The organism is Caballeronia jiangsuensis, from assembly GCF_046030135.1.
GTDB classification, from domain to species: Bacteria; Pseudomonadota; Gammaproteobacteria; order Burkholderiales; family Burkholderiaceae; genus Caballeronia; species Caballeronia jiangsuensis.
Genome location: NZ_JAQQDB010000027.1, coordinates 1 through 12753 on the forward strand (window position 1 = coordinate 1; position 12753 = coordinate 12753).

The 12753-nt window shown below is 66.0% G+C and carries 12 protein-coding genes; 9 read left to right on the forward strand and 3 right to left on the reverse strand.

Going from position 1 to position 12753, the window contains the following annotated elements; translation table 11 throughout:
- The first annotated feature begins 600 nt into the window (after nucleotides 1-600).
- Nucleotides 601-2712 (forward strand): prolyl oligopeptidase family serine peptidase, encoded by a 2112-nt coding sequence (locus PQR08_RS25375; RefSeq protein ID WP_250483251.1) that lies wholly within the window; start codon nucleotides 601-603, stop codon nucleotides 2710-2712.
- Between the two features lies 1 nt (nucleotide 2713).
- Here PQR08_RS25375 and PQR08_RS25380 read toward each other — a convergent pair whose 3' ends face one another.
- Complete coding sequence (locus PQR08_RS25380) at nucleotides 2714-3925, reverse strand: Bcr/CflA family multidrug efflux MFS transporter (RefSeq protein WP_250483250.1); 1212 nt, start codon at nucleotides 3923-3925, stop codon at nucleotides 2714-2716.
- 151 nt (nucleotides 3926-4076) lie between these two features.
- Between PQR08_RS25380 and PQR08_RS25385 the strand changes: the two genes are divergently transcribed.
- The 8 genes from PQR08_RS25385 to PQR08_RS25420 all read left to right on the forward strand — a co-directional run bounded on the left by PQR08_RS25385 (nucleotide 4077) and on the right by PQR08_RS25420 (nucleotide 11274).
- Nucleotides 4077-4565, forward strand: coding sequence for a hypothetical protein (locus PQR08_RS25385; RefSeq protein ID WP_250483249.1), 489 nt, complete (start codon nucleotides 4077-4079; stop codon nucleotides 4563-4565).
- Nucleotides 4566-4717: 152 nt separating this feature from the next.
- On the forward strand, nucleotides 4718-6001 hold the full coding sequence (gene hemL / locus PQR08_RS25390; RefSeq protein ID WP_250483248.1) for a glutamate-1-semialdehyde 2,1-aminomutase: 1284 nt from the start codon (nucleotides 4718-4720) through the stop codon (nucleotides 5999-6001).
- 18 nt (nucleotides 6002-6019) lie between these two features.
- Nucleotides 6020-7132, forward strand: coding sequence for a bifunctional diaminohydroxyphosphoribosylaminopyrimidine deaminase/5-amino-6-(5-phosphoribosylamino)uracil reductase RibD (gene ribD / locus PQR08_RS25395; protein WP_250483247.1), 1113 nt, complete (start codon nucleotides 6020-6022; stop codon nucleotides 7130-7132).
- A 27-nt stretch (nucleotides 7133-7159) separates the two neighbouring features.
- Nucleotides 7160-7774, forward strand: a complete 615-nt coding sequence (locus tag PQR08_RS25400; protein ID WP_238288160.1) for a riboflavin synthase — start codon at nucleotides 7160-7162, stop codon at nucleotides 7772-7774.
- Nucleotides 7775-7920: 146 nt separating this feature from the next.
- On the forward strand, nucleotides 7921-9084 hold the full coding sequence (gene ribBA, locus PQR08_RS25405; RefSeq protein ID WP_250483246.1) for a bifunctional 3,4-dihydroxy-2-butanone-4-phosphate synthase/GTP cyclohydrolase II: 1164 nt from the start codon (nucleotides 7921-7923) through the stop codon (nucleotides 9082-9084).
- A 52-nt stretch (nucleotides 9085-9136) separates the two neighbouring features.
- A complete protein-coding gene (gene ribH / locus PQR08_RS25410) occupies nucleotides 9137-9646 on the forward strand; it encodes a 6,7-dimethyl-8-ribityllumazine synthase (RefSeq protein WP_035505424.1) in 510 nt (169 codons plus the stop codon).
- Nucleotides 9643-10080 carry a transcription antitermination factor NusB gene (gene nusB / locus PQR08_RS25415; protein ID WP_061118886.1) on the forward strand — a complete coding sequence of 146 codons (438 nt, stop codon included), beginning with the start codon at nucleotides 9643-9645 and terminating at the stop codon, nucleotides 10078-10080. The genes ribH and nusB overlap by 4 nt, the downstream gene beginning before the upstream one ends.
- The gene (locus tag PQR08_RS25420; protein ID WP_250483245.1) at nucleotides 10081-11274 is read left to right on the forward strand and encodes a pyridoxal phosphate-dependent aminotransferase; all 1194 of its coding nucleotides are present in this window, start codon (nucleotides 10081-10083) and stop codon (nucleotides 11272-11274) included.
- Between the two features lie 69 nt (nucleotides 11275-11343).
- Here the strand turns inward: PQR08_RS25420 and PQR08_RS25425 are convergent, their stop codons facing one another.
- Nucleotides 11344-12489, reverse strand: a complete 1146-nt coding sequence (locus tag PQR08_RS25425; protein ID WP_238288162.1) for a transglycosylase SLT domain-containing protein — start codon at nucleotides 12487-12489, stop codon at nucleotides 11344-11346.
- On the reverse strand, nucleotides 12486-12722 hold the full coding sequence (locus tag PQR08_RS25430) for a hypothetical protein (RefSeq protein ID WP_187607201.1): 237 nt from the start codon (nucleotides 12720-12722) through the stop codon (nucleotides 12486-12488). Before PQR08_RS25430 ends, PQR08_RS25425 begins: the two co-directional genes overlap by 4 nt.
- Between the last annotated feature and the right edge of the window lie 31 nt (nucleotides 12723-12753).

A 12753-nucleotide genomic window follows, 5' to 3' on the forward strand; every position in this document is an offset into this window, starting at 1 on the left:
CAGCTATCCCCAGCCTAAGCACTTCACACCGGCCGCGGCACAGGCGATTGGCCTAATGGCCCGGCAATAGCGAGTGCCCCCACAAGCAGATAAGGGCTTGGACCGCGCACGGTCCGACACATCGCACCACGCAACAGACTGGTTCAGCACGAAAGAGCTCCGGCCCGCTTCGCGGCCGATGGGTCAATCGGGTTTGCGCGTGCCTATCGTCGGTTTCCTTCGCACACCCAACGGCAGCGCGTAGCGCTGTGCCGGAACCTTTTCGTGCTGAACCAGCGCGCTGAAACGTCTCGGGCGACAGACCGTGCGCGATCCAAGCCCGGTAAGTCCTTCGAGGGCGACACTTAGGCGAGTGCCATCGACGGCTGGCAAGCATGGCCAACGTGCGTGTGACCGCGGGCTTGAACGAGCTGCTTTCTTTGCCTACTTTCTTTGCAGCAGCAAAGAAAGTAGGTGCCGCCCCGCACAGGGGCACCGCCAATAGACCGACACGAAATCAGGCCATCCATAGAAGCCCGACGCATCCCAGACCGCCACGATACCCCCTTCGCCCCATTGCAGGCACAATCGTCGTTTTGCATTTCAAAGTGCCCTTGCCGCATGACTCTTCTCACTTCGCATCCCGACCTCGCCTGGACCCCGTCCGACGCCCCCGACCCCTTCATCGGCCTCGAAGCGCTGGACGACGCCCGCGTGCAAGCCTGGGTCGATAGCCAGAACCGCCGCACCGAAGCCGCATTCGGCAACACGCCGCAAGCGCGCACACTCGCCGCAAGGCTCGAAAAAGCCTACACGTCGCAAGACCGCATCGTGTCGTGCTCGCGCTATGGCGACTGGGCCTACAACACCTGGCAGGACGACGCGCATCCGCTCGGCATCGTGCGCCGCACGCCGTGGCCTTCGTGGCTGGAAGGCAAACCCGTGTGGGAAACGATCCTCGACGTCGACGCCCTCGACCTCAACACGCAAGATAACGACGACACCCGCTGGGCGCTCGCCGACTTCGACATGCGCTACCCCGACTACGATCGCGCGCTCGTGAGCCTGTCGCCGGGCGGCTCGGACGCGTGCATGGTGCGCGAGTTCGACATCCCGTCGAAAAGCTTCGTCGCGGATGGCTTCGTGCTGCCCGATGTCGGCAAGCACGATATCTCGTGGATCGATCGCGACACGGTCTACGTCGGCTGGGACGACAGCAAGACAAACCCGCGCCCTGCCCTCACGACGTCCGGCTTTCCGCGCGAAGCGCGCCGCTGGAAGCGCGGCACGCCGCTCGCGGACGCGCCCGTCGTGTTCGACGGCAACCGGCGCGATGTATCGGCGGGCGTGGACTACGATCCCATCGAAAAGCTGCATCTCGCATCGCGCGCGGTGTCGTTTTATGACACGCTCAACTATTGGCTCGACGAGACATCGAACGAATGGCGTCAATACGACCTGCCGGCGCACGCGGAAATCGAGCACTGGAACGGCTGGCTGTTCGTGACGCCGCGCAAGTTCTGGAACGCGGGCGGCCATCGCTACGCGCCCGGCACGCTGACCGTGATCCGGCGCGACGCGTTTCTCGATGGCTCGCGTCATTTCACCGCGTTGTTCACGCCATCCGATCGGCTCGTGCTTGCCGGCATCGACTTCACGAAGCACTGGCTGATCGTCTCGCAGATGGACGACGGCACGCCGCGCGTCACGCTGCTGCGCCCGCCCGCGACGTTCGAAGGCGAATGGCAGGCGCGCGACTTCGCGCTGCCGGAAGCGAGCCAGTCCTGGGTCGATTCGATCGACAGCGAGCGTGACGACACCGTGCTCATCCACGTCGAGCACTTTCTGATGCCGCCATCGCTGTACCACGCCGATCTCGCGAACGACGCGCCGTGGCAACTGCTCGCGCGCCTTCCCGCACAGTTCGATGCGACCGGCCTCTCGGCCGTGCGCCGCCACGCCATCGCGCCGGACGGCGAGCGCATTCCCTACTGGCTGATCGGACGTGATGTCGACACGCGCACGGACGCGCGCCCTTGCCTGCTCTACGGTTACGGCGGCTTCGAAGTCGCGCTCGATCCCGGCTACGACGCGACGACCGGCATCGCGTGGCTCGAGCGCGGCGGGCTTTACGCGGTCGCGAACATTCGCGGTGGCGGCGAATTCGGTCCGGCGTGGCATCAGGCGGCGTTGCGTGAGAATCGCCAGATTTCCTTCGACGATTTCAACGCGGTGGCCGAGGCGCTCATCGATACGGGCGTCACCACTGCAAAGCAACTGGCGATTCGCGGCGGCAGCAACGGCGGCCTGCTCACGGGCGTGTGCATGGTCCAGCGGCCCGAGCTGTTCGGCGCGGTGCTGTCGGAAGTGCCGCTGCTCGACATGGCGCGCTTTCACTTGCTGCTGCAAGGCGCATCGTGGATCGACGAATACGGCGACCCCGACGACGCCGCCGATCTGCGTCATCTGATGGCGTACTCGCCGTATCAGAACGTGAAGGCGGATGTCGCGTATCCGCCGGTGCTTTTCACGTCATCGACGAGCGACGATCGCGTGCATCCCGGCCACGCGCGCAAGATGGCCGCGAAGATGCAGGCGCAGGGTCACGCGAACGTCTGGTATCAGGAGACCGGCGACGGCGGACACGGCGCGGGCGTCGAGCCGGAAGCGATCGCGCAGGCGGAAGCGGCCGCGTTCACGTTCCTCGCATCGACGATCGGGCCGCTCGCCTGATTCAAACCTTTACCGGCACCGCATGCGAGCGCAGCACCAGCGTGCGCCCGGCAAAGGTCAGCACGCCGCATACGCCGATCACAATGCCCATGCCGTGCGGCGACACGTCGTGAAAGAGCCCGACCGCGAGACTCGCGAGCGCGCCGAGCGCGAGTTGCATCGCGCCGAACACGGCGGCGGCCGCGCCCGCGTTGCGCGGATACCGGTGCATCAGTTCGGTCGTGCAATTGGCCGACAGCAAGCCGACCACCCCGACGACGAAAAACAGCGTCGCCACGATCGACCACAAGCCGCCCCAGCCCGTCAGCGACACGAGGGCGACCGCGAGCGCCGCCGCGACGCTCACGAACGACGCGGCCGAGATCATCTTCATCGCGCCGACGCGGCCGACGAACTTCGTGTTGAGCACATTCCCCGCGATGATCCCGATGATGTTCAGCCCGAACAGCAGCCCGTAGTACTGCGGCTTTACGTGGAAGTAGTCGATATAGACGAACGGCGTCGCGGTGATGTACGCGAACATCGACGCGAACGCCATGCCGCCGCACATCATGTGGCCCCAGGTGACGGGATCGGTCAGCAGATGCCCATACGCGGCGAACGACTTGCCGACCGCCGCGCTCGCGCGCTTCTCTTTCGGCCAGGTTTCGGGCACGCGCAGAAAGGCGGTCACCGCGCAGGTCAGGCCGAAGAGCGTCAGCGCGACGAACACGATCCGCCAGCCGCCGAGCAGCAGCAATTGCCCGCCGATCAGCGGCGCGAGCAACGGTCCGATCGACGTGACGATGGAAAGCATCGACAGCACGCGGGCGGCGTCGCCCGGTTCGTGGGCATCGCGGGCGATGGCGCGCGCGAGCACCGACGCCGCGCCCGCACCGAGCGCCTGCAGAAAGCGCACGAGGACGAGCGCATCGATCGAAAACGCCACCGCGCAGCCGATGCTCGCGAGCGCGTACAGCGCGATGCCGCCGAGCAGGACGGGCCGGCGGCCGTAGGCGTCGGACATCGGGCCATAGAGCAGCATGCCGAACGAGAAGCCGAACATGAAGCTCGTGAGCGTGCTCTGCGCGGCGGCCGGGCTCGTGCCGAACGAGGCGGCGAGCGAAGGCAGGCTCGGCAGATACATGTCGATCGACAGCGGGCCGCACGCGGCCAGCGCGCCGAGCAACAGAATCAGCCGGCCATCGGGCCGGCGACGGGTGGTGTCGGACATGGAGTTCGCAAGACGGGGATGAGTGGATGCGACACGGCCTCGTGCCGCGCAAGCGATCGGTCATTGTACGCGACGCCCCGCCGTGATCCGGCCCTGATCGCCGCGTTGCGCTAAGCTCTTCTCTCGTTTTCCTTCCCGTTTCATCGACGCGATGACCGCCTTTCTGCTGATCTGGAGCCCCAAAAAGTGGCCGTGGCCCGAGTTGCCCGACATCGCGCGGCGCGTGGCCGCGGGCGATGCCGTCGCCGATGTATGGGGCTGCGGAACCGCGCGCGGGCTCCTGCCGGGCGATCGCGTGTTCGTGCATCGCGTGTCGCAGGAGCCGAAGGGCGTATTCGCATCGGGCTGGGTGACGCGCGCGCCTTACGAAGTGGCCGACGCCGGAAGCAAACGCGGCTATCGGCTGTGCATCGACTTCGTGTACGACTGGCTCGTCGATGCGCACGAGGAAGTCGTCGTCACGCGCGACGAATTGCGGGCGCATCCGTTCTCCGTGCAGACGTGGGACGCGCAGATGTCCGGCACGCTCATCAAGCCGATTGCCGAGGGCGCGCTGGAAAAGCTCTGGACTGCGCGAACCGGCCGGCGCTCGCAGCCTCCCGCGCCGTCCGCGCCCGCGAAACGTACGCCATCGTCATAGGCGCGACACCGCCCGTTCGCAACGACTCCGGTACAATTTCAGCATCGATTTTTCGCGCCGGACCGCGCGTCTCGCACGCCGCGCTCGTCGCCGCTCGAGCCCGGTCCGCCCTTCGCGACTCCCGCTTCCACTTTCAGCGCAGGCCTTCATCCATGTCCAAGAATCAAGTTCTCTTCGAACGCGCCCAGCGAACCATTCCCGGCGGCGTGAACTCGCCGGTGCGCGCGTTCCGCTCGGTCGGCGGCACGCCGCGCTTCATCGAGCGCGCAGAAGGCGCGTATTTCTGGGATGCGGACGGCAAGCGCTATATCGACTACATCGGCTCGTGGGGCCCGATGATCCTGGGTCACGTCCATCCCGAAGTGCTCGACGCCGTGCAGCGCGTGCTCGCGAACGGCTTTTCCTTCGGCGCGCCGACGGAAGCCGAAATCGAGATCGCCGAGGAAATCTGCAAGCTCGTGCCGTCGATCGAACAGGTGCGCATGGTCTCCTCCGGCACCGAAGCGACGATGAGCGCGCTGCGCCTCGCGCGCGGCTTCACGAACCGCAGCCGCATCATCAAGTTCGAGGGCTGCTATCACGGTCACGCGGACAGCCTGCTCGTGAAGGCCGGTTCCGGCCTGCTGACGTTCGGCAATCCGACTTCCGCGGGCGTGCCCGCCGATATCGCAAAGCACACGACCGTGCTCGAGTACAACAACGTCGAGCAACTCGACGAGGCGTTCAGGGCGTTCGGGTCGGAGATCGCGTCGGTGATCGTTGAGCCGGTCGCGGGCAACATGAATCTCGTGCGCGCAACGCCCGAGTTCCTCAACGCGCTGCGCGAGCGCTGCAGCGAGTACGGCGCGGTGCTGATCTTCGACGAAGTGATGTGCGGTTTCCGTGTCGCGCTCGGCGGCGCGCAGGAGGTCTACGGCATCAAGCCGGACCTAACGTGTCTCGGCAAGGTCATCGGCGGCGGCATGCCGGCGGCGGCGTTCGGCGGACGCCGCGACATCATGGCCCATCTCGCGCCTTTGGGCGGCGTGTATCAGGCAGGCACGCTGTCGGGCAATCCGATCGCCGTGGCCGCGGGCCTCAAGACGCTGCAACTGATCCAGCGCCGCGGTTTCTACGACGATCTCGCGAAGCAGACGCGCAAGCTGGTCGACGGCCTGACCGCCGCCGCCCGCGATGCGAAAGTGCCCTTTTCCGCGGATTCGATCGGCGGCATGTTCGGCCTGTACTTCATGGACTCGGTGCCGGGCAGCTTCGCGCAGATCCAGCAGGGCGACACCAGGCGCTTCAACGCGTTCTTCCACGCGATGCTCGATGCGGGCGTGTACTTCGCGCCGTCGGCGTTCGAAGCGGGCTTCGTGTCGAGCGCGCACGACGACGCCGTGATCGACGCGACCATCGACGCCGCGCGCGGCGCGTTCGCGTCGCTCGCCGCCTGACGCTCGCGGGCCGCGCCGATGTTCTCGCAAACCGACTTCACCCACATGGAGCGCGCGCTCGCGCTCGCCTCGAAGGGCATGTATACAACCACGCCGAATCCGCGTGTGGGCTGCGTGCTCGTCAAGAACGGCGAAGTGATCGGCATGGGCTACACGCAGCCGGCCGGCCAGGATCACGCCGAAGTGCAGGCGCTCAAGGACGCCCGTTCGCGCGGCAAGGATCCGCGCGGCGCGACGGCGTATGTGTCGCTCGAACCGTGCAGCCATTTCGGGCGCACGCCGCCGTGCGCGCACGCGCTCATCGATGCGCGCGTCGAGAAAGTGATCGCCGCGATGGAAGACCCGAATCCGTCGGTGTCCGGTCGCGGCCTCACGATGCTGCGCGATGCGGGCATCGACGTGCGCTGCGGGCTGCTCGCGAACGAGGCGCAGGAGATGAACATCGGCTTCGTGTCGCGCATGACGCGCCGCCGTCCGTGGGTGCGCATGAAAGTCGCGGCCACGCTCGACGGCCGCACCGGCCTGCCGACGGGCGAAAGCCAGTGGATCACCGGCGAGGACGCGCGCGCCGACGGCCACGCGTGGCGCGCCCGCGCCTGCGCGATCCTGACGGGCATCGGCACGGTGCGCGAGGACGATCCGCAACTGACCGTGCGCGCGGTGGACACGCCGCGCCAGCCGCAACGCGTCTTGATCGACAGCCGTCTCGACGTGCCCAAGGAAGCGCGCATTCTCGAAGGCGCGCCGCCGTGGATCTTCCATTCCGCCGACGCCGATCCGGCGCGCATCGACGCGCTGCGTGAGAAAGGCGCGGACCTGATCGAGCTGTCGAACGAGCACGGCAAGGTCGATCTGCCCGCGATGCTCACCGCGCTCGCCGATCGCGGCATCAACGAGCTGCACGTGGAAGCGGGTCACAAACTGAACGGCTCGCTGCTGCGCGAGGGCTGCGTCGACGAGTTGCTGGTGTATCTCGCACCGAGCCTGCTGGGCAACGCGCCCGGCATGTTCGACTTCGCGCCGCCCGCAACGCTCGATGCGCGGCCGCATCTGAAATTTCATCGCATCGACCGGCTCGGCGACGATCTGCGCATACTCGCGCGCTTCGTCGAGTCGATCGCTGCGAGCTGATTGCACACCGATTCAAGGAACGAAGCGATGTTTACAGGAATTGTCGCGGCGGTGGGCCGCATCGAGAAAGTCACGCCGCTCGGCTCGGAGCCGGAAGCGGGCGTTCGTCTGACGGTCGCCGCGGGCGATCTCGATCTCGCCGATGTCGAACTCGGCGACAGCATCGCGATCCAGGGCGCGTGCATGACGGTGATCAAGAAGTCGGCCGATGCGTTCGATGTCGACGTGTCGCGCGAAAGTCTCGACAAGACGGTCGGGCTCGGCGATGCGGGCATCGAAGTGAATCTGGAGAAGGCATTGCGCGCGCACGACCGGCTCGGCGGGCATCTCGTATCCGGCCACGTCGATGGACTGGGCGTCGTGTCGAAATTCGAGCCTGTCGGCGAATCGCATGAATTGCGCATCGTCGCGCCGAAGGACATCGGCAAATATCTGGCTTACAAAGGTTCCGTGACGGTGAACGGCGTGAGTCTCACCGTGAACTCCGTCAGCGACCGCGCCGATGGCTGCGAGTTTTCCATCAACCTGATTCCGCATACCGTCGAAGTCACGACGCTCAAGGCGCTCGCCAAAGACGTGAAGGTCAATCTGGAAATCGATCTGATCGCGCGCTATGTCGAACGGATGATGAGCGCGCAGTGATCTGAGCCTCTTTTGCCGGGCGCCGGGGCTGCTCGTTTTGCAACGAGGCCCTCCCGCCCGACTGCCCGCCGATTTCAGCGACTGTCCATCGGCCGTGGCGTAAAATACGCGCTTTCCCCAAACCGGACCCCGCACGGGACGTCATCATGTCGCTCGCCTCCACTCCTGAGATCATCGCTGAACTGAAAGCCGGCCGGATGGTGATCCTCGTCGACGAAGAAGACCGCGAAAATGAAGGCGATCTCGTCGTCGCCGCCGAATTCGTCACGCCCGAAGCCATCAACTTCATGGCGAAGCACGGCCGCGGCCTCATCTGCCTCACGCTCACGCAGGAGCGTTGCAAGCAACTGAATCTGCCGCTCATGACGCACCGCAACGGGACGCAGTACGGCACGGCCTTCACGGTCAGCATCGAAGCGGCCGAAGGCGTGACGACCGGCATTTCCGCCTCGGACCGGGCGAAGACGATCGCCGCGGCGGTCGCGCACGACGCGCGCGCCGAGCATATCGTCCAGCCGGGCCACGTGTTCCCGATCATGGCGCAGCCGGGCGGCGTGCTCGTGCGCGCGGGCCACACGGAAGCCGGCTGCGATCTGACCGCGCTCGCGGGCCTCACGCCGGCCGCGGTCATCTGCGAGATCATCAAGGACGACGGCGAGATGGCGCGCCTGCCGGATCTCATCGAATTCGGCCAGCAGCACGGCATCAAGATCGGTACGATCGCCGATCTGATCCATTACCGCAGCCGTACCGAATCGATCATCGAGAAAGTCTGCGAACGCACGATGCAGACCGCGCACGGCCCGTTCCGCGCGGTGCTGTATCGCGACGAGCCGACGCACTCGCCGCATATCGCGCTCGTGCGCGGCACGCCGCATCCCGACCGCGACACGCCGGTGCGCGTGCACGAGCCGCTCTCGGTGCTCGATCTGCTCGAAATCGATTCGTCGACGCACTCGTGGACCATCGACGCCGCGATGAAGGAAATCGCCGCGCGCGATCTCGGCGCGATCGTCATGCTCAATTGCGGCGACACGAAGGAGCATCTCGTCGACGTGTTCCGCGCCTTCGACCAGAAGGACAAGGCGGCCGAACTCAAGCGCCGCCCGATCGACTTCAAGACCTACGGCATCGGCGCGCAGATTCTGCGCGATATCGGCGTCGGCAAGATGGAAGTGCTCGCGACGCCGCGCAAACTCGGCAGCATGTCGGGCTACGGGCTCGAAGTGACGGGCTTCGTGCCGATGCCCGGCTGCCCCGCCACCGCCGCGCCGACGGAAACCGCCATCACCCAGTTGCGCTCGGTCTGAGACCGCCGGCCGCACACCCTTATTCCACACAATTCCAAGGGAAGGACCATTCATGGAAATCGGACAGTACCAGCCGAATATCGACGGCGACGGCCTGCGCATCGGCATCGTGCAGTCGCGCTTCAACGAACCGGTGTGCAACGGCCTCGCCGACGCGTGCATCGAGGAGCTGGAGCGCCTCGGCGTGATCGGCCAGGACGTGCTGCTCGTCACCGTGCCGGGCGCGCTCGAAATTCCGCTCGCGCTGCAGAAGCTCGCGGAATCCGGCCAGTTCGACGCGCTGATCGCGCTCGGCGCCGTCGTGCGCGGCGAGACGTATCACTTCGAGCTCGTGTCGAACGAAAGCGGCTCGGGCATCTCGCGCATCGCGCTCGATTTCGGCATTCCGGTGGCGAACGCCGTGCTGACGACCGAGAACGACGAGCAGGCCGTCGCCCGCATGACCGAAAAGGGCCGCGACGCAGCACGCGTGGCAGTCGAAATGGCGAATCTCTCCGTCGCGCTCGAACAGCTCGACGGCGACGATGAAGACGAAGACGAAGAAGACGAGGACCGCGCATGAAGAGCGCTCGACGCCGTTCGCGCGAACTCGCGACGCAAGGGCTTTATCAATGGTTGCTGTCGGGCGCGCCCGCCGGCGAAATCGACGCGCAACTGCGCAACGCGCAAGGCTTCGACAAGGCCGATCAGGCGCATCTCGATGCGATCCTGCATGGCGTGATCAAGGAATCCGCCGCGCTGTCCGAGCAGTTGCAGCCGTGCCTCGACCGCCCGATCGAGCAGTTGTCGCCGGTCGAGCGCGCGGTGCTGCTGGTGGCCGCGTTCGAGTTCAAGCACCACATCGACGTGCCGTATCGCGTCGTCATCAACGAGGCGGTCGAGCTGACGAAAACCTTCGGCGGCTCGGACGGCTACAAGTATGTGAACGGCGTGCTCGACAAGCTCGCCGTCGTAATGCGTCCCACCGAGGCGCAGGCGCGCGGACGCGGAGCATAAATGAACCAGGGTGCGGAACCGCTCGTCCGGCTTGCGTCGCGTGTCGATGCGATCGAGCCGTTCTACGTGATGGAGCTGATGAAAGAGGCTCAGGCGCTCGAGCGCGCGGGCCGCGACATCATCCACATGAGCATCGGCGAGCCGGACTTCACCGCGCCCGAGCCCGTGATCAACGCCGCCGCCGATGCATTGAAGCGCGGCGTCACGCAATACACCAACGCGCTCGGCATCACGCCGCTGCGCGAGGCGATCGCGCGGCATTATCGCGATACGTTCGGCCTCACGGTCGATCCGGAGCGCATCGTCGTGACGGCGGGCGCGTCGGCGGCGCTGCTGCTCGCGTGCATGGCGCTCGTCGATAACGGCGACGAAGTGCTGATGCCCGATCCGTGCTATCCGTGCAACCGGCATTTCGTGTCGGCGGCGGATGGCAAGCCGGTGCTCATCGCGAGCGGTCCGGCCGAGCGCTTTCAGCTGACGGCCGAGCATGTCGAAGAAAACTGGGGACCGGCCACGCGCGGCGTGCTGCTCGCGTCGCCGTCGAATCCGACGGGCACGTCGATCGAGCCGGACGAGCTCCGGCGTATCGTCGAAAAAGTGCGTGCGCATGGCGGCTTCACGATCGTCGACGAGATCTATCAGGGTTTGAGCTACGACGCGAAGCCCGTGTCCGCCCTCTCCTTCGGCGACGATGTCGTCACCGTGAACAGCTTCTCCAAGTACTTCAACATGACCGGCTGGCGGCTCGGCTGGCTCGTCGTGCCGCACGCGATGGTGAGCGCGGTCGAAAAGCTGTCGCAGAACCTGTTCATCTGCGCGTCGGCGCTGGCCCAGCACGCGGCGCTCGCGTGTTTCGAGCCGCAGACGATCGCGATCTACGAATCGCGTCGCCTCGAATTCAAGCGGCGGCGCGATTACATCGTGCCGGCGCTTCGTTCGCTCGGCTTCGGCGTGCCGGTGGTGCCCGACGGCGCGTTCTACGTCTACGCCGATACGACGACGGTTCATCACCCCGCCGCCGGCGACAGCGACGCGCTCACGCATTCGATGCTCCACGACGCGGGCGTCGTGCTCGTGCCGGGCGTGGATTTCGGCTTTCATGCGCCGGAGCGCTACATCCGTCTTTCGTATGCGACGGCGTACTCGAAGCTTGAGGAAGCGGTCGAGCGGCTGGGCACGCTATTCCGCCGATAAAACCGCATCGCAAGAACGAAAAAAGGGCACCGTGAAAGGTGCCCTTTTTCTTTGCGTCCGACGAAACGTTTAAGCGCCGAACTCCGCCGATGCGACGTGCTTCGTTTCCGCGTCGCCTTCGTCCTGCGAGACCGACTTCTTCGAATCGATGGTCACGTGCACGCGCTTGTCCGCGGCGGTCGAGGCCAGAACCTGCTTGGGCGCGGCCTGAACCGGCGCCTGCGGCGCGTTGATCGGCACGTTGCGGCCGCGTGCGACATCGCGCAGACGCGTACGCTCGGCCAGCACCTTCGCGCCGTAACCGCCGTCGTCCTGCGTCGAGGAGCCGACGTAGTAGCGCAGGCCGCCCGCAACCGAACCGCCGCGCGCGATGCAATCCTTCAGCACGAGCGCGCCGACCTTGATATTCGCGAGCGGATCGAGCGCTGCGTGCGAGCCGCCGAAGTATTCGAACTTGTCGGAATGAACCTTCGACATCACCTGCATCAGGCCCTGAGCGCCGACGCCGCTTTCAGCGTACGGATTGAAGCCCGATTCGATAGCCATGACGGACAGCAGCAGCAGCGGATCAAGACCGACTTCGCGGCCCGTGTCGAACGCGGCGCGCACGAGCTCGGCAACCGGCTCTTCCGCCACGCGATAACGCCGCGCGATGAAGTTCGAGACGAGCTTCTGCTCGCGCGTGGAAACGAGCACCCGGTCGTCGCGTGCGTCGGCGACCACGCGTTGCGCGGGAATCATGCTCGCCAGCATGCCGACGGACGGCATGGTGCGCGGGTCGAGCCCGTTGGGCGACACGGCGAGGCTGATGCCGCCGGTGAGCTGATGCGTGCTTGCGTCGTCGCTGGCGGCGGCGCCGAGCGATGGCCCCGTCGACGGCGCCTTGAGGCTGTCCGACGGCGCGGTGTTCGCGGCGACGTTCACGGGCAGCGAGGCGTCTCCAGACGGATGATGCACCGCCGAGAACGGCGGCAGCGGCTGGCCCGCGAGCAGGCGAGCCGGTCCCGCCTGAACGGCGGCCGACACGAAAGGCATGATCTTTGCGGCAAAGTTCGTGCGCCACGAAGGCAGCAACCACAGTGCGAGCGCGCTGACGACGGCGGCACAACCGACCATCGCGAAGACATGGTGACTCAAACGGCGTCCGCGACGGAGCGCTATGCGCATGATCTGCGCGGCGCGGGTGTCGGAACCCCACCAAACCGAAGTGTTCATCGATACTCCCAATGTTGCATGATTTGCGCAGATGAATACGAATAAAGCGCGTATTCGGAGCGCAAATCAGACACCACTCGCTCTCGGCAAGCGTAAGCGGCATCGGGGATACGGCATGCGCCGTCTGGAAAGCCGATCCGGCAAAAAACTGCCGGGTTGCGCGGCACGAACTGCGTGCCCTCAATGCGCGGGTGGCTCTCCACGCGAAAAACCGGCGCGAGAAACGCCGGCATGACAACCAAACACCATGAATCGCCGGGCAGG

Bases quoted from the DNA above. Each gene is read 5' to 3' on its own strand.
- PQR08_RS25375 (WP_250483251.1), top strand. From the start codon at position 601: ATGACTCTTCTCACTTCGCATCCCGACCTCGCCTGGACCCCGTCCGAC.
- PQR08_RS25380 (WP_250483250.1), bottom strand. From the start codon at position 3,925: ATGTCCGACACCACCCGTCGCCGGCCCGATGGCCGGCTGATTCTGTTG.
- PQR08_RS25385 (WP_250483249.1), top strand. From the start codon at position 4,077: ATGACCGCCTTTCTGCTGATCTGGAGCCCCAAAAAGTGGCCGTGGCCC.
- hemL (WP_250483248.1), top strand. From the start codon at position 4,718: ATGTCCAAGAATCAAGTTCTCTTCGAACGCGCCCAGCGAACCATTCCC.
- ribD (WP_250483247.1), top strand. From the start codon at position 6,020: ATGTTCTCGCAAACCGACTTCACCCACATGGAGCGCGCGCTCGCGCTC.
- PQR08_RS25400 (WP_238288160.1), top strand. From the start codon at position 7,160: ATGTTTACAGGAATTGTCGCGGCGGTGGGCCGCATCGAGAAAGTCACG.
- ribBA (WP_250483246.1), top strand. From the start codon at position 7,921: ATGTCGCTCGCCTCCACTCCTGAGATCATCGCTGAACTGAAAGCCGGC.
- ribH (WP_035505424.1), top strand. From the start codon at position 9,137: ATGGAAATCGGACAGTACCAGCCGAATATCGACGGCGACGGCCTGCGC.
- nusB (WP_061118886.1), top strand. From the start codon at position 9,643: ATGAAGAGCGCTCGACGCCGTTCGCGCGAACTCGCGACGCAAGGGCTT.
- PQR08_RS25420 (WP_250483245.1), top strand. From the start codon at position 10,081: ATGAACCAGGGTGCGGAACCGCTCGTCCGGCTTGCGTCGCGTGTCGAT.
- PQR08_RS25425 (WP_238288162.1), bottom strand. From the start codon at position 12,489: ATGAACACTTCGGTTTGGTGGGGTTCCGACACCCGCGCCGCGCAGATC.
- PQR08_RS25430 (WP_187607201.1), bottom strand. From the start codon at position 12,722: ATGCCGGCGTTTCTCGCGCCGGTTTTTCGCGTGGAGAGCCACCCGCGC.